Origin of the sequence: Leptospira yanagawae serovar Saopaulo str. Sao Paulo = ATCC 700523 (assembly GCF_000332475.2) — a bacterium.
Lineage (GTDB): Bacteria > Spirochaetota > Leptospiria > Leptospirales > Leptospiraceae > Leptospira_A > Leptospira_A yanagawae.
This window is the reverse complement of sequence record NZ_AOGX02000015.1, coordinates 137,956-153,274: the sequence shown is the minus strand read 5'-3', so window position 1 is coordinate 153,274 and position 15,319 is coordinate 137,956. Positions and strand designations below refer to the sequence as shown.

At 39.0% G+C, this 15,319-nt stretch carries 14 protein-coding genes; 4 read left to right on the top strand and 10 right to left on the bottom strand.

Going from position 1 to position 15,319, the window contains the following annotated elements; translation table 11 throughout:
• The first annotated feature begins 5 nt into the window (after nucleotides 1–5).
• Together LEP1GSC202_RS20180 and LEP1GSC202_RS04315 are read left to right on the top strand one after the other, a co-directional pair.
• Nucleotides 6–389, top strand: a complete 384-nt coding sequence (locus LEP1GSC202_RS20180; protein WP_015677563.1) for a hypothetical protein — start codon at nucleotides 6–8, stop codon at nucleotides 387–389.
• Nucleotides 386–2,839 carry a C1 family peptidase gene (locus LEP1GSC202_RS04315; RefSeq protein WP_015677527.1) on the top strand — a complete coding sequence of 818 codons (2,454 nt, stop codon included), beginning with the start codon at nucleotides 386–388 and terminating at the stop codon, nucleotides 2,837–2,839. Before LEP1GSC202_RS20180 ends, LEP1GSC202_RS04315 begins: the two co-directional genes overlap by 4 nt.
• A 39-nt stretch (nucleotides 2,840–2,878) precedes the next feature.
• Here the strand turns inward: LEP1GSC202_RS04315 and LEP1GSC202_RS04310 are convergent, their stop codons facing one another.
• The 5 genes from LEP1GSC202_RS04310 to gcvT all read right to left on the bottom strand — a co-directional run bounded on the left by LEP1GSC202_RS04310 (nucleotide 2,879) and on the right by gcvT (nucleotide 8,775).
• Nucleotides 2,879–3,655 carry a c-type cytochrome gene (locus LEP1GSC202_RS04310; protein ID WP_015676789.1) on the bottom strand — a complete coding sequence of 259 codons (777 nt, stop codon included), beginning with the start codon at nucleotides 3,653–3,655 and terminating at the stop codon, nucleotides 2,879–2,881.
• A gap of 318 nt (nucleotides 3,656–3,973) precedes the next feature.
• A complete protein-coding gene (locus LEP1GSC202_RS04305; RefSeq protein ID WP_015676612.1) occupies nucleotides 3,974–4,300 on the bottom strand; it encodes a (2Fe-2S) ferredoxin domain-containing protein in 327 nt (108 codons plus the stop codon).
• 14 nt (nucleotides 4,301–4,314) lie between these two features.
• Entirely contained in the window at nucleotides 4,315–7,116 is a 2,802-nt protein-coding gene (gene gcvP / locus LEP1GSC202_RS04300; protein WP_244147690.1) for an aminomethyl-transferring glycine dehydrogenase, read from the bottom strand.
• A 130-nt stretch (nucleotides 7,117–7,246) separates the two neighbouring features.
• Nucleotides 7,247–7,639: a glycine cleavage system protein GcvH gene (gene gcvH, locus LEP1GSC202_RS04295; RefSeq protein ID WP_015677127.1), complete on the bottom strand. Its 393-nt coding sequence runs from the start codon at nucleotides 7,637–7,639 to the stop codon at nucleotides 7,247–7,249.
• Nucleotides 7,640–7,662: 23 nt separating this feature from the next.
• On the bottom strand, nucleotides 7,663–8,775 hold the full coding sequence (gene gcvT / locus LEP1GSC202_RS04290) for a glycine cleavage system aminomethyltransferase GcvT (protein ID WP_039928153.1): 1,113 nt from the start codon (nucleotides 8,773–8,775) through the stop codon (nucleotides 7,663–7,665).
• Nucleotides 8,776–8,852: 77 nt separating this feature from the next.
• Here gcvT and LEP1GSC202_RS04285 point away from each other — a divergent pair, with 77 nt between their 5' ends.
• Nucleotides 8,853–9,872, top strand: coding sequence for a synaptic vesicle VAT-1 family membrane protein (locus LEP1GSC202_RS04285; protein ID WP_015677595.1), 1,020 nt, complete (start codon nucleotides 8,853–8,855; stop codon nucleotides 9,870–9,872).
• Between the two features lie 333 nt (nucleotides 9,873–10,205).
• Here the strand turns inward: LEP1GSC202_RS04285 and LEP1GSC202_RS04280 are convergent, their stop codons facing one another.
• From LEP1GSC202_RS04280 to LEP1GSC202_RS04270, 3 genes are read right to left on the bottom strand one after another with little or no spacing between them, the layout of a single operon-like run.
• The gene (locus LEP1GSC202_RS04280; protein WP_015676461.1) at nucleotides 10,206–10,787 is read right to left on the bottom strand and encodes a hypothetical protein; all 582 of its coding nucleotides are present in this window, start codon (nucleotides 10,785–10,787) and stop codon (nucleotides 10,206–10,208) included.
• A 60-nt stretch (nucleotides 10,788–10,847) separates the two neighbouring features.
• Nucleotides 10,848–11,990 (bottom strand): suppressor of fused domain protein, encoded by a 1,143-nt coding sequence (locus tag LEP1GSC202_RS04275; protein WP_015677041.1) that lies wholly within the window; start codon nucleotides 11,988–11,990, stop codon nucleotides 10,848–10,850.
• Nucleotides 11,990–12,226 carry a hypothetical protein gene (locus tag LEP1GSC202_RS04270; protein ID WP_039928550.1) on the bottom strand — a complete coding sequence of 79 codons (237 nt, stop codon included), beginning with the start codon at nucleotides 12,224–12,226 and terminating at the stop codon, nucleotides 11,990–11,992. Before LEP1GSC202_RS04270 ends, LEP1GSC202_RS04275 begins: the two co-directional genes overlap by 1 nt.
• 155 nt (nucleotides 12,227–12,381) lie before the next feature.
• Here LEP1GSC202_RS04270 and LEP1GSC202_RS04265 point away from each other — a divergent pair, with 155 nt between their 5' ends.
• The gene (locus tag LEP1GSC202_RS04265) at nucleotides 12,382–12,987 is read left to right on the top strand and encodes an alpha-ketoglutarate-dependent dioxygenase AlkB family protein (protein WP_039928151.1); all 606 of its coding nucleotides are present in this window, start codon (nucleotides 12,382–12,384) and stop codon (nucleotides 12,985–12,987) included.
• A gap of 96 nt (nucleotides 12,988–13,083) precedes the next feature.
• Here LEP1GSC202_RS04265 and LEP1GSC202_RS04260 read toward each other — a convergent pair whose 3' ends face one another.
• Both LEP1GSC202_RS04260 and LEP1GSC202_RS04255 read right to left on the bottom strand, forming a co-directional pair.
• Nucleotides 13,084–13,668 (bottom strand): DUF4269 domain-containing protein, encoded by a 585-nt coding sequence (locus tag LEP1GSC202_RS04260; RefSeq protein ID WP_015677232.1) that lies wholly within the window; start codon nucleotides 13,666–13,668, stop codon nucleotides 13,084–13,086.
• Nucleotides 13,669–13,860: 192 nt separating this feature from the next.
• Nucleotides 13,861–14,913 carry an SDR family oxidoreductase gene (locus LEP1GSC202_RS04255; RefSeq protein WP_039928149.1) on the bottom strand — a complete coding sequence of 351 codons (1,053 nt, stop codon included), beginning with the start codon at nucleotides 14,911–14,913 and terminating at the stop codon, nucleotides 13,861–13,863.
• Between the last annotated feature and the right edge of the window lie 406 nt (nucleotides 14,914–15,319).

The following is a 15,319-nucleotide window of genomic DNA, read 5'->3' as shown; positions in this document are numbered from 1 at the left end:
AACCGATGGAATTAACCTGGGAAGAAAGTTCTGGAGCAGTGGCACCAGAATTTCGTTATGCAAAAAAGTTTCATCTCTTTACGGATGTAAAAAAAATTTTTCTATCTCGAAAGATAATCAAAAATGGAAAATTGGTTTTGGAAGAAACAAAAGAAATTCCAGACAAGTTGTACCAAAAATGGATGAATGATCTTTTCAAAAAAGGTATCCACCAATTGCCCTATGAAGAAATTCCGAAAGAACAAATTACCGGAATTAGTTATAACTTCGTGAATTTTCGGTACAGTTCCACCAAATCAAAGTTTTATTATAAATTAGAAGAAATCAATCAACCAGAATGGGTACATAAAAAAGCAATCATTGAATCTATAGAAAGGATGAAACCATGAATCTCAAACTCAAAACAATCATAATAGGATTTGTATTGTTCACATTCAATACAATTGTTGCTGAAGAATTTGATCCAAGTAGCGTACGTTCGCCGGGTTGTAAACCTGGTACCTTTTCTTGTGGTTATATCCCAAGCCCAAAAGAAGTCCAAGATACAATCCCTCTCAAACGAGATTTTAATTCTTTTGAGGACTTACCATCATCAATCGATTTATCTTCGCAAATGCCACCGGTTGGGAACCAAGGTAGACAAAATAGTTGTGTGGCGTGGGCAACTGGTTATGCGATCAAATCATATCTTTTGAAAAATAACGGCCAAAGTACATCCTATGATCCTCCCTTTGCTGGTGGCAAAGGGAATTATGTTTTTTCGCCAGCATTTATTTACAACCAACAGAATGGTGGTGAAGACAAGGGATTGTATTATTACAAAACGATGGAATTTTTAAAATCAAATGGAGTGGCACCTTGGAGTTCCATGCCTTACACGGATAAAGATTATTTATCTCAACCATCCGCAGATTCAAAAAGAGAAGCGTTGAAGTATAAAATTAAATCGTTTTCTCGATTGAATTTTAAAAATCCAGATGAGATAAAACGTGTATTAGCTGGCAAAAATGTTGTGATGGTGGGAATGATTATTGATGACGCATTCTATAAGTTAAAAGGAGATGCGGTTTACGATGCGAATGGTGGGCAAAGTTATGGTGGGCATGCCATGACAATTGTAGGTTATGACGATAACAAAAAATCCAAATCAGGCAAAAAAGGTGCATTTAAATTACAAAATTCTTGGGGAACCAATTGGGGTGACAAAGGTTTTGGTTGGGTTTCGTATTCTATCCTTGCAAAAGTAGGCCAAGAAACCTATGCCATCATTGATGAACCAGCACCACAAAACACGCAAACACCGACAGTCAATGTAAGTCCAACTAAAAAACCACTTCTCCCTCCAACTGAAATTAAAGTATCCAAAGGTGATTTTAATAATAAAATTTTACTCACATGGAATCACCAAGAATCTGTCGTAGCATATTTAATTCAAAGAAAGGAAGAATCTGATTTTTTTGACTTAGCATATTCTGATAAACCAAGTTTTACCGACTTGGCAGTATCGCCTAATTCAAGTTATTCATATCGAATTTTAGCAATTGGATCCGATGAAGTATCAGTGGCTTCTTTAGAAGTGGAAGGTTTTACCTCATCCGAGTCAACAAACGATGGAAATGTCACACAAGTTGTCGGTTTATCGGGAATAGTTTTTTCAACAGGCAATGCAACAAGTGTGCAATTGACATGGTCTGAAATAGATGGAGCGGCAAACTATTCCATTGCGAAAGCAGACTCATCTTTTAAATGGAAAACCATTGGAAGTACGAAATCCACTGATTTTGTGGATACATCTCCAAAATCAGGTGAAGTGAATTATTACAAAGTAAGTGCAGTGCTCAGTTCGAAACTTACCACTGATTGGAGTGATTCAATTGCAGTAGAAGTAGCCAATCAAAATTTGTTACCAAACCAAGTGAGCCAACTCTCAGCAACCAATGGAGATTATGCGAATAAAATTCTATTGAGTTGGAAAGCGGCCCCTGGCGCGAAAAATTATTTTTTATTTCGCTTTGATGAAAATGCAGAACCTTCAGGCCAATTTGAAGTTTCCGGAACTTCGTATACCGACGCGGATACAACCATTCAAAATGGAAAATCATATATTTATACTGTGATAGCAGCAAATGACATGGGTTATGCGGAGCCGAGTGAAGTTGCATTTGGGAAAACAGATCCTGGCCTTACAAAACGTGCAGGAGGAGTTACTTTGGCTGCTCCGAAACAGTTAATCTCCAATCCAGTGGGAAAGGACAAACAAGTGTCATTAAAATGGGATGTTGTGAAGGATAGTTTTGAATATTACATTTACCGAAAACCCATTCAAAATGGAAAACCTGGAAAGTTGGAATTTGTTTCGAGTGTAGAAGGCAAAAAAACAAATTTTACAGAACCATTCCCTGGTAAATCAGGAGATTTGTATTTATATTCGGTACGTTCTAAATCAGAGTTTGGATCTGAATCTAAGGATTCTAATTTTGTATCTGTATTTTGGAATGAACCGAAACAGATGGTAAAAAAGAGAGCGATGTCTTTGGAAGAGTTGCCTACTCAATTTACTGGTAAGTGGTCTTCGATGTATTGGAATCCTAAACTGGGTCCCCAAAATTTACAAATGGAAATTTCCGGTAATGGACAAGACTTTATCGCAAAATTAAAGTTAAATGATAAAGAAGTAAAGCAATTCTCAGGTTCTTGGACACCAGGAAGTAAAATGATCAAAACAAAAGGATTTAGTTTAGAACTTTCTAATGCGTTGGAAGGGAATTCAATCGTTCAGTTCCAATCCATCAAAGAGATCGAAAATGGAGTGGAACTGAGTTTCGAAAAAGAAAATTAGATACGTTGTTTCCTGATTGGGCACGGAACAAACCATTTTTTAAATGGATTGTAAGTACATCCAAAGTGCTTTGAGTTCTGTGTCCGTTAGTTTTGCCAAACTTTGCCAAGGCATAGGGAACTTCATTTCAGATCCATCGGGACGTTTGCCTGTTCTGATGGCTTTGATAAAACTGCTCTCAGAATAATGGTTTAGTCCCACCTTCGTGATGTTTTGTGCAGGTGGCCATTCTGGAGGAGCACCTTGGATGGGTCCACCGATCAATTGCAACCCATGGCATCCTGTGCAGGTTGCTGCTACATACTTCCCGTATTCTAAGGATACAGTTGGTTTCAAATTTTCTAGATGTTTCACATCATGATCAATTTGTTCTGCTGATACAAGAATTGGAATTTCTCCTATTAAAAATAAAAATCTACCCAATGGGCCTGGTTTGATTTCCCCTTGTTCTTTGTTCACAGCAGGTGTTGAACGAAGGTAGGAGATTAATTTCCCAACATCTTCATTTGTCATCCCTTGGAAATCTGTTGATGGCATAAAGATGAGGGCACGTCCATTTTTGCCAACTCCATGGCGTATCGCGATCGCCAATTCTTCATCACTCCTTTCTTGGAGTATTCCTCCAATACCAGCCGTTAGGTTAGCACCAGAAAGTGTGCCAATGGCTGGGTCATTGATGAATGTTCGACCACTTCCATCGACGTCATGGCAATCCGCACAACCACGAGATTGGTAAAGGCGTTTTCCTTCCAAAAGGTCTTGGGTTGAATTGAATTTTGGAATTGGGGTTTGGCTCACAGTGAATGTTTTCCCCATGCGACGATTACTGATTAGGTATACTGCAGAGACAACTACCGTGAGGAGGAGGAATAGTGTTACGAAAAAGATAAAGAGGATACGGGAAATTTTTTTCATAGGTGGAGGAATTGGAGTGGAGTAGGGGATTTGGTCAAGTGGGATTTTTTGAGGATTTTGCGGAAATTATCTCCCCGCCCTGACAATGGGTGGGGTTATCCACCCGCCACCCATTGACGCCAACCTATCACAAATCCAATTGGTTGACGATCCATTCCCTAAAACTTAAAAAAAATTCCTAACAAAAGTTCATATTAGGAGTGCATTCTGTTCGCGTTATTAGAGACCTTTGTCATCTGAAACAATCAGATGTTCGTAATTTTCGGGTTGGTTGGTTTTTAGATAGAATTCTAAAATGGTATCGACATCCGCTTCTGTTTTCATTGCAAACCATTTCCCTTCGGGATAGGAAACTTGGATGGGTCCAAGTTCACAACGATCCAAACAACCAGATTTTTGGACTCGGAATTTGTATTCTATTCCTGCTTTAGCCGCTTTTTGTTTTAATAGTTTAAGAAGTTCAATCGAACCTTGGTTCCCGCAAGACACCCGTTCGCCGGGTGCCCTTTGATTTTCACAAACAAAGATATGTTTTTCGTAAAACATAAATTAGATTGCCCTTAGGAAACGACGTAGTTTTCCATCGGAATACAAGAACAAACTAGATTTCTGTCACCATATACATTGTCGACACGACCCACACTAGGCCAGAATTTACGAGTTCGTAACCAAGAGAGAGGGTAAGCCGCACGTTCTCTTGGATACGAATGGTTCCACGCATCACTGATCACCATGTCTGCTGTGTGGGGTGAGTTCTTAAGAGGGTTATCCTCTTTGGAAAGTACACCGGATTCAATGTCTTTGATTTCACCTGCTATGGATAACATGGAGTCTATGAAACGATCCAATTCTTCTTTGGATTCGGACTCCGTAGGTTCAACCATGAGTGTTCCAGGGACTGGGAATGACATTGTAGGTGAGTGGAAACCATAGTCGATGAGTCGTTTGGCGATATCTTCTACTTCGATTCCACTTGTTTTTTTGAATCCACGCATATCAAGGATACATTCGTGAGCAACAAGACCTTTATTCCCTTTGTATAACACGGGAAAAGCACTCTCTAGTTTTTTGGCAATGTAGTTTGCGTTGAGGATGGCAATTTTGGTTGCATATCGCAGACCTTCAAAACCTAACATCGCAATGTATGCCCAAGAGATCACAATGATTGATGCAGATCCCCATGGGGCAGCTGACACAGCCCACTGGCTATTGTTGGATCCATTTTCTACAAGGCTATGGCCTGGAAGGAATGGAGCTAAGTGTTCGGCAACTCCAATGGGACCAACACCTGGTCCACCACCACCATGAGGGATACAAAATGTTTTGTGTAAGTTCAAATGGCATACATCTGCACCAATATCACCTGGTCGTGTTAGACCAACTTGCGCATTCATATTGGCACCATCCATATACACTTGGCCACCGTTGTCATGTATGGTTTGGCAAATTTCTTTGATGGATGCTTCAAAGACACCATGTGTGGAAGGATAGGTCACCATTAAGGCACCTAACTTGTCTTTGTATTCTATGGCCTTTTTCTTTAAGTCATCTACGTCGATATTTCCATTGATATCACAATTCACTGGAACCACTTTGAAACCTGCCATCACGGCAGATGCCGGGTTTGTACCATGAGCAGAAATTGGAATGAGACAAATGTCTCTGTGCATATCATTTCGACTTTGGTGGTAATTTCGAATGGCGAGTAGTCCCGCATATTCACCTTGTGAACCTGCGTTAGGTTGGAGTGATACCTCAGCAAATCCAGTGATTTCACATAACCATTTTTCCAATTGGCTAAAAAGTGTTCTGTATCCTTCTGTTTGGTTTTCTGGAACAAAAGGATGGATATTAGAAAGTTCTGGCCATGTGACTGGATACATCTCAGTTGATGCATTGAGTTTCATCGTGCATGATCCTAATGCAATCATGGATGTGGTTAACGATAAATCTTTTGCTTCCAGTCTTCGAATGTATCGTAACATCTCTGTTTCTGTGTGAAAACTATTAAACACAGGGTGAGTGAGGTAATTCGATTTTCTCTCAAGTAGTTCTGGAATTTTCCACTCTTCTTTTGTCGTTAGATCTTCTAACGGGAAGTGAAGTGCCTTGTTTTCATTAAATACTTCTAATAAATCTTTGATGTCTTTTAAGTTGGTTGTTTCATCTAAAGAGATACTGATCACGTGACCAGAAACTTGTCTGATATTGATTTCTCTTTCTTCTGCATAATGGATGATTTCAGCAGAGGATATTTTGGATAACTCAACCCGAATGGTATCAAAGTATGGATTGGAAATGATTTTGTATCCTAACTTTTCGAGTCCTGTGGCAAGTATGGTTGTCATTCGGTGGACACGAGAGGCAATTTGTTTGAGTCCTTTTGGTCCATGGTAAACGGCATACATTGATGATAATACGGCAAGTAATACTTGCGCTGTACAAATGTTAGATGTTGCTTTGTCACGGCGAATGTGTTGTTCCCGTGTTTGCAAGCTTAGGCGGTAACCAGGTTTCCCTTGTGAATCTTTGGAAACTCCAATGAGACGGCCTGGCATATTGCGTTTGTATTCTTCTTTGGTTGCAAAGTAACCAGCATGTGGTCCACCAAATCCGAGTGGCAAACCAAACCGTTGTGTGGTTCCTACAACCACATCTGCATTCATTTCACCAGGAGATTTTAAAATGGTGAGTGCAAGTAAATCAGCAGCAACAACCGTCTTGGCACCAACTTTATGCAGACTTTCAATGAATTCGCTAAAATCATAAATGGTTCCATCAGTGGATGGGTATTGGACAATCGCTCCAAAAAAATCATTGGAAGGAACCATCTTTTTGAAAGAGCCTACAACAATATTAATTCCTAGCGGAATTGCACGTGTGCGGATCACATCTAAGGTTTGCGGGTGAACGGATTGGGATACAAAAAATGATTTTCCTTGTGCATCATCTTTCAATGAAAACAACATATTCATTGCTTCCGCTGCTGCTGTTCCTTCATCAAGAAGGGAAGCATTTGCAATTTCCATTCCCGTAAGATCCGTAATCATCGTTTGGAAGTTGATGAGTGCTTCCATACGTCCTTGTGCAATTTCTGCTTGGTAAGGAGTGTAAGCAGTATACCAACCTGGATTTTCCAGAATGTTTCTTTGGATCACAGGTGGAGTGATACAAGAATAGTAACCAAGACCTAAATACGATCTATAAATTTTGTTTTTAGAAACGATTTTTTTTAATTCTTTTTGGAGTGCATATTCACCAATTGGTTTTGGTAAATTGAGTTCCTTCCGCAACCGAATGTTTTCTGGTACTGCATCATTGATGAGATCGTCCAATTCCTTATACCCAATCGTAGCAAGCATTTCAGAAACTGTGGTTTCTGTCACACCAACATGACGGCGAAGGAAGGTATCACTTGGTTCAAGTGTCTCTTCGTATGGGGAATGGATGGGTGATGTAGATTGAACGGAACTCACTTGCAAATAACTCCTATTAGTCTAATTTCGAAACGTATTCTTTGTATCGTGCTGCGGACAATAATCCACTTAACTCAGAAGTTTGGATGTTTTTTAGTTTTACCATCCAAGTATCAAATGGTTCTGCATTCACAGACTGTGGGTTGGATCCGAGAGAAGCATTGGTCTCTACAACTTCGCCAGAAATTGGAGAATACAAGTCTTCTGCTGCTTTCACAGATTCAATGGTTCCAAGGCTATCCTTTGCTTTGATTTGTTTTCCTGGTTTTGGAAGGTCGATGAAGACAATGTCACCTAATGCATTTTGTGCGAAGTCAGTGATTCCGATGAGTGCCACATCACCGTCTACCTTCACCCACTCATGTTTTTCGGTATAATAATATCCGTCTTTTGCTTGTGTGTCTGCCATGGTTTTTTCCTTACATCTTTGGTTTAGCGATTGTTTCGGACACTGCCTTGGATGAAGGCACCAGTCTCTACTTTAGCCAATTTCTTCTGGCCACGAATCTCCACAAATACTTCCGTTTGGTTTTTTGCGAATTCGCTCTGAAGGATGGCAAGTCCTAGGGATTCTTTCCGGCTGGGAGAGTGGGTTCCTGAGGTTGATTTGCCAATTTCTTTCCCATCTGCTGCAAAAATGGGAAAATTTTCTCGGAGAACCCCGGGTTCCATCAAGCGGATCCCAACGATTTTTTGTTTTGGTCCATTTTTTTTGTCCGCAATGATGCGTTCATACCCTAGATACGGTTTTGGTTTTTCCTTCACAATAAAATTGATTCCCGATTCCACAGGAGTCCATTCTGCATTCAATTCATGTCCATAGAGAGGGTATTTTGCTTCCAAACGAAGTGTGTCGCGTGCCCCGAGGCCAACGGGAACCAGTCCAAAATCCTTTCCGATTTCGAGTAACTCTTTCCATAAACTGACACCAATTGAGTTTGAAGTATAAATTTCAAATCCATCTTCACCCGTATAACCAGTGCGAGACACTATGATGTTTTCACCTTTCCAGTTCATTTCAGTGAAATGGTAATACAATAAATTTGATAAATCTTTTCCTAAGTATTTTGAGAAGATTGCATCGGCTTTTGGACCTTGTAATGCAATTTGGTGCCAATTTTTGCTATCATCAACAACAGTAACGTTTCCTTTCACAAATTTAAGTAAATGTTTGGTCACTGCTTCATAATTGGATGCATTGGAACAAATCATATACTTTGAATCATTAAATTTATAAACAGTGATATCATCGACAAGCCCACCAACTTCGTTTACAACTGCATTGTATTGCACTTGGCCATCTTTCATGGAAGAAATGATGTTGCATGTGACTGATTCTAAAAATTCCAAAACTTCTTTGGCATCACCAGTGACAAAAATTTCACCCATATGGGATACATCGAAAAGACCTGCGTTCGATCGTGTTGCCAAATGTTCTTGGATGATTCCAGTATACTGGACAGGCATGTCCCATCCGCCAAAAGGAACCATCTTGGCTCCCATTTCTTTATGAATTGAGTGTAGGGGTGTTTGTTTTAGTTCCACGGTGTTCTCTTATGTAGACTCTTCTACCATAGAAAAATGGTTTCATGGTACTGGAATTGAATTTTTTTTAACTCAATATGCAAAGAGAAGTCTACCGAATCGATAAACCAGGATCCATCGACCAACTACACCGAAAAAAAGAAATGTTACGTCCTCCAGAGAACGATGAGGTTACGATCGAAGTGGGAGCCATAGGTTTAAATTTTGCAGATGTATTTTCTGTTTATGGTTTGTATTCAGCTACTCCTAAGGGAAGTTTCATACCTGGTTTAGAATTTTCAGGGAAAATCGTAAAAATAGGCGCAAATGTGAAGGATTTTGAGGTTGGTGACCTTGTTTTTGGTGTTACGAGATTTGGTGCGTATGCAACTCATCTCAACATTTCGGAAAAAACTATCTTCCTATTACCAAAGGATTGGACCATGCAAGACGGTGCATCCTTTGCAGTGCAAGCTCTCACAGCATACTATGCACTCATCCCACTTGGACAAGTGAAAGCAGGGGATCATGTGCTTGTGCATAGTGCTGCTGGTGGTGTTGGTATCATGGCTGGTCACATCATTCAGAAAAAAAAAGCAATTGCCATCGGTCTTGTAGGTGATTCTCGTAAGTTTTCGATCTTAAAAGAGGTTGGTTATGATTATTTTCTCACTCGATCACCAAATTTTAAAGAAGAGATGCGTAAAATTTTATTAGGAGCGCCATTAAAAATCGTTTTAGAATGTTTAGGTGGTCGTTATTTTCACGACAGTTATGAATTATTAGCACCAATGGGAAGGCTTGTTACCTATGGAAGTGCTAACTTCACACCTTCTCAATCATTCCGAAATTGGTTTTCAATTGTCTATTCATACCTTACAAGACCAAAAATTGATCCGTTATCGATGATTTCAGACAATAAATCAGTATTGGGATTCAATTTAATATGGTTGTGGAATGAAATTGATGAATTGAGAAAACATTTTTCGGAATTAATGATGTTATCTTTACCAAAACAAACGATTGGACATGAATTTTCATTCGATTCAATGCATGATGCACTCCGTACAATGCAAAGTGGACAATCAATCGGTAAGATTGTTATCAATGTTCCGTAGAATGAGTATTAGTCTGTTTTTTTATTTTGAATAAAAATTCATGCAAAAAATAAAATTTCTTTACATTTAAAATGATATGATTTAATTATGTCGTATCAATTCACTCTCTGTTTGCCAAGGACAGCCGTGTTTTGAAATCAAAAGATAAGGACGATCACAATGGTTGCTAAAAAGAAAGCCGCTAAGAAAAAAGCTGCTAAGAAAAAAGCTGCAAAGAAAAAATCTAAGAAATAACTTAGATTCGATTCTTCCTTCGAAACTATCGAAGTAAGATTGTGTGAACCCGCAAAACCTGCGGGTTTTTTCATTTATAGAGGTTCAATTCGGAAAAAATTACGCAATTGCCCTTGTAAAACCCCTTCTTGTCATGAGAAAACCTGATTTTCTCTCTGAATTTGCCCTTTCAATGCCTATAAACTGAAAATGATCCTTCTTGTTGATGGAATCAAAGAGTGCTTTCATGAGTGATTCGATGTTAGGATGGATCACGTTCTTATAACTTTTTCTCGCATGATCTCTTCCCCAAATTTCTAAATGGTCATTCTCTGGCATTTTTAAAATCAGCGAAGGCAAATCATATCGTTTGATGAGAACATTGCACACCTCTTCGAATCCATACTCTGTGATGGAGTTAAAATCAAAAAAAACGAGTAAGTATAGGATGTTGGTAGGTTCTAATCTTCCATTTTCGTCTGAAATTTTTTGGATTCCATCAAGGACAACGTAGCGAAGATTCTTCGATTGGATCCATAATTTTTGGTCTTCATGGCGTTTTAGATTCACTTCTTCCGAAAACCGCTTCTGGAATACGGTAGAGAGGAAAAATCCTGTGGAATCTTGTCTTTCTTCGATGATTCTTTCTAAAGAAAAGGGTTCAAACCCTAAATTGAAGTACTTTGTATACGTCTCTGCCATATCATATTGAGTAACGGTCAGAATTTAGAGTTTGATTCGGATTTTTTTTGAAAAGTAGAACTAGAATTCTAACATTCGCCGTTCTGAATCATGAAAAAAACGATAACCTTCTTTTTTCCATGTATCCCAAAACTTTTGTGAACCTTCTCTCATAAAACAAATTCGTTCCTCTGTTGAGATCGGTGTTAAAAATAGAAAGTTAGCTCGTTTCCCATTTTCAGTGATAAGACCGTTCAGTTTTGGTAATCCTTCAGTGGAACCTTGGTCGAGTTCGTCAGTGATGTTTCGAAGGACAAACCAATTGAAATCCAAATACAATTGATCAGGGTCCTTTCGTGGATTTTGGATGGTATGAGAGTGACCAAACCAAATCCCTGTGTTCCAAGGGAATTTTACCATCTCACCTAAAACATGTTGGATCCATATTTCTGATTTATCAGGTGCATCTTTTAATAACTGGATTGCAAACACGAGTTCGATTCGTGAAAAGTTTTCATATTCTTTATGATACAGTTCAATGCTTGGTTGGTTTTGTACACTCATCCCAATCGTTGAAAAAATTTTGATCCCTGGAAATTCTTTGGGTAAAAAGGATGCAATCCCGAGGGAAGGATACTTTCCTCCATCGGCTGACCAATAGGTTTGGTGTTTGCCAAGTTTGGATTCTAAAAATTCCAATCGAAGTGATTGTGCTTTTTTCCAATGGTCTTTTTCGGCAACCGACTCCCAAAACTTTCGATTGCCCTTCACACGTTCTGCTATCACTCCATTTTCGGGATCACCGAGTGGGGATGCAGTGGGAGCTTCTTCTTTTGCAAACTTAGAATACCCATGTATGCCTTTGATGCCAGACCATGATGGAAGGTAAGCTTGCAGTTCTTCTTCCACAAACAACGCAACGGCATCACCTTCTTCTGACCAAATAAAATGAATTTGGTCTTCTGTGAGGGTGCTTTGCGCTTTTGGATCGGTAACTTCCGATTTGGTGAGTACAGGAGCAAGACCCAAATCAAAGTCCTCATCTGTTCTCGAGTCAGGTGCATCAATAGTATTACGAACCCAAAGTGTTTTCATTGGCCACTCAGGGTTGTTATGTGATTGTAAATATAAGTAAATGGTCCTTCCATCATCTTCTAAAAATGCAGTGAAGGAGCCATATGGATTTGCTTCTTGGTATAAAACTTTGGGCGTGATGGGATTCATTAAAATTTGTGTGGTACCACTTTCTCTTTAAACTTCGCAAGCAGTCTTGAAATGGTTTCGTCCATACCAGGTTCAAAATAAATTTCTGGATAAAACCCAGAGGCATTCCGAAGTCCAATCAGTTCTGGTTCGTTCCATTGGCGGTATCCTTTTAAGGCATTCCAAACTTCTTCTGAGGGTGTGGAGTTCTCTTTTTTGGCATCGACGAAAGCTTGTATTGTTCGCGTAGGGGTCATACTATCGTATAGATTCTTTGGGATCGAAGGGAATCCAACCAAAATTTTAGACAAAAAGAGATGAATTTCTTAGGTTTTCTGAAATGGGTAGTCTAGGTTTCCTAGAAGGTCTAAAGAGTTGAATCTGGAAACTCGATCACTTGAAATTCGAAACAATGACATTATTCCATCAAACTCCGGAAACAAATCTTTTGCCCTTCGATGGGAGACTTACTTACTTTCCACATTTTTTAGATTTAGAGAAGAATAGGATCTATTTTGAAACCTTTCTGCATACGATTGAATGGAAACAAGATGAAGCCATACTCTATGGCAAACACATCACGACCAAACGGAGTGTAGCTTGGTATGCAGACAAAGGTTTTTCGTATCGGTATTCTGGGACTACGAAAACTGCCTTAGCTTGGTCAAAAGAATTATTGAATTTAAAAGAGGAAGTGGAACAGGAAACAAAGGAAATTTATAATTCGTGTTTATTAAACTTATACCATGATGGTTCGGAAGGGATGGCATGGCATAGTGATGATGAAACGTCTCTTAAAAAAAACTCGAGCATTGCCTCTGTGAGTTTAGGTGCAGAAAGAATCTTTCGATTCAAACACAAAAAAAAGAACACAGTGATAGAATTGTCTTTAGAACCAGGAAGCCTACTTCTCATGCAAGGTGAAATCCAACACCATTGGCTTCATTCCTTACCCAAAGCACTTAAAGTCAAACAACCTCGGATCAATTTAACCTTTCGCCAATTTGGAACAATGTAACCAAAAATTCGAATCCTTTACCTTGCGATAGAATGCATCAAGTAAGGTGAAAGGAATCCACTCAATTCATCCATAGAATCACGAAGTAAAATCGTTTCAAAAACCATTTTTGGATAATAATTCTTTGTATTCATCATCCGATTTTTGATTCCATTGCAAAAGCGTTTTGAAGGGATCCCCTTTGAGTGCGAGTGTCTGGCAAAAAGCATGTTCGGTTTTGATTCCATTTCGTTTCAAAGCACGGATGGTCTCACGAAAATTTTCATTTGCTAATGTTAAAAAGCGATTTTCTACCATCATATGGATCCAAGCGTATTGTTCTGTTGGTTCCAACGATTGTCCAAAGATTTCATATTGGAATTTGGGAGTGGAAAATCGACACAACAAGGTTACTCGAAGAGAAATTGTTTTTTCGGAAAAAGAATAATTCGCAAAATTTCGAAACTTTGCATAACAAATTTTTTGTAAATGAGAAGGCACATTGTATTTTACTAAAATATCCACATCACTTGTTTCTGTATCAATATTGATTGGAATTGTACCGGCGAGAGTGGGTTTAAAACCAATTAAGTTCTTTAGAATTTTCCATTTTTCTAAATCCTGCCACAACTCTTGTTGTTTGGGATTTCCTAACCGCAAGTAATCAGGTTCTAAAAACGGATTGGATTCCAGCGATTGCATATTATGTCTCATTTGGCTTGTACCGGCCCCCACCCTAATTGGGTGGTGGAGGTGGGCTTGTGGGAGAAAATTCCTGCCCGAACTCCTACCATAAAACCGAACGCTTGTCTTTTGGGAATTCAATCTTACCGAAAAATTTTAAAAAAACTTCGCAGTTTCACTCATCTCCATTCCTTTTGAATGAATTCAATATTATAATAATCCTGAACTCTCCATTTGGTTGACATGATCGATAATCGTTTCTTTTAACGGGCGATAGGTGAGTGACAAATCGGTTTTGCTATACTCATTGTTTAAGTTTAATGGTTGGCCAATATTTTTGTTTGTATACCCCCATGATAATCCAAAAAATGGACCGATCAAATACACGAGAGGATTGGGCAGAACACCAGTAGGCACAGCATATTTATTTCCAAAGTTTTCTTTAATCAATTTCGCAAAACCTAACATCGGTAAAACTTCCGCCGAGGTGATGTGCCTTCCTTTTGCATTTGGTGTAAACCCTGCTAAGATATGTGCCTTTGCAACATCTCTAACATCAACAAATCCCATTTTTGTATCAGGAACACCAGTTCGGAAAATTCCTTTCAACATATTCTTCATAAACTCCACACTTGTACCATCCAAACGTTTGGAAAGTGATGGACCCATCACAAAAGAAGGATTGATGACAACCAAATCCCAACGTGATTGTTTTTTTTGAATTTCCCATGCTTCCTTCTCAGCGAGTGTTTTGGAATAAGCATAAGGTTGGTGTGTCAGGTTACTTGTGGTATTCCAATGTTCTTCTGTAAAAGTTTGGTTCGGGACATTCAAGGAATCAATATTGTCCCCATGAATTGCGGCTACACTAGAAGTTAAAACAACCCGTTTAACGGATGATATGCGATTGCATGATTCGAGAACATTTTTTGTTCCTTGTAATGCTGGTTCGATTAATTGTTTTTTTGCATCTTTAATGCCTGCCACAAAAAAAGGAGAAGCGGTATGAATGACAAGTTCAGCACCTTCTATACTTTTATCAAAACTTCCCTCGATCATAAGGTCTGCTTCAAATAAAGTTAATTTGTCATTGAACTTTTCTTTTAAGTCCAAGAGATGTTGGATTTTCGAAGTATCTTTAAGGCTTCGAACTGTTGTCCTAACTTTTTTACCATCTTCTAACAGGTACTTCACGATCCAGGATGCAATGTATCCAGAACCTCCAGTGACAACAACGGGCAAATTTTCATTAATGAATTTCATTTCAAATTTTAGACTCAATTCCAATCTGCAGTGTGAACATTTCCATTCGGATAAAAAAACGAAAATACAATTTGTTTCCTTTTATTGGGCGAGTCCCGATGGGCCGGGCTTTTCCGGAGTCCGCGTTCGCTCCCGTCCCGATTTACCACTCTATGGCAAATCGGGACCAAGTCCTCCAAATCCCTCTCGCAAGGATTCAAAGATGCATCGAAAACATACAAATAATCATGAACAAATCACCAACGCCCCGGATCGCAGCGGAAATCCTTTGCGAAGCAAAGATTGCAGCGTAGAGCCGGATTAGGCGCCATTAAAAATAGTTAGACATGAAATAAATTTCGACTAGAGTTTTGTGCATTCCTTAAGAGGTGTCTTTTACATAAGGAATGTGATTTGATTTTTATCC

Coding starts and splice junctions, on each gene's coding strand:
- LEP1GSC202_RS20180 (WP_015677563.1), top strand. CDS start 6: ATGGAATTAACCTGGGAAGAAAGTTCTGGAGCAGTGGCACCAGAATTT.
- LEP1GSC202_RS04315 (WP_015677527.1), top strand. CDS start 386: ATGAATCTCAAACTCAAAACAATCATAATAGGATTTGTATTGTTCACA.
- LEP1GSC202_RS04310 (WP_015676789.1), bottom strand. CDS start 3,655: ATGGGGAAAACATTCACTGTGAGCCAAACCCCAATTCCAAAATTCAAT.
- LEP1GSC202_RS04305 (WP_015676612.1), bottom strand. CDS start 4,300: ATGTTTTACGAAAAACATATCTTTGTTTGTGAAAATCAAAGGGCACCC.
- gcvP (WP_244147690.1), bottom strand. CDS start 7,116: ATGCTTGCTACGATTGGGTATAAGGAATTGGACGATCTCATCAATGAT.
- gcvH (WP_015677127.1), bottom strand. CDS start 7,639: ATGGCAGACACACAAGCAAAAGACGGATATTATTATACCGAAAAACAT.
- LEP1GSC202_RS04285 (WP_015677595.1), top strand. CDS start 8,853: ATGCAAAGAGAAGTCTACCGAATCGATAAACCAGGATCCATCGACCAA.
- LEP1GSC202_RS04280 (WP_015676461.1), bottom strand. CDS start 10,787: ATGGCAGAGACGTATACAAAGTACTTCAATTTAGGGTTTGAACCCTTT.
- LEP1GSC202_RS04275 (WP_015677041.1), bottom strand. CDS start 11,990: ATGAATCCCATCACGCCCAAAGTTTTATACCAAGAAGCAAATCCATAT.
- LEP1GSC202_RS04270 (WP_039928550.1), bottom strand. CDS start 12,226: ATGACCCCTACGCGAACAATACAAGCTTTCGTCGATGCCAAAAAAGAG.
- LEP1GSC202_RS04265 (WP_039928151.1), top strand. CDS start 12,382: ATGACATTATTCCATCAAACTCCGGAAACAAATCTTTTGCCCTTCGAT.
- LEP1GSC202_RS04260 (WP_015677232.1), bottom strand. CDS start 13,668: ATGCAATCGCTGGAATCCAATCCGTTTTTAGAACCTGATTACTTGCGG.
- LEP1GSC202_RS04255 (WP_039928149.1), bottom strand. CDS start 14,913: ATGAAATTCATTAATGAAAATTTGCCCGTTGTTGTCACTGGAGGTTCT.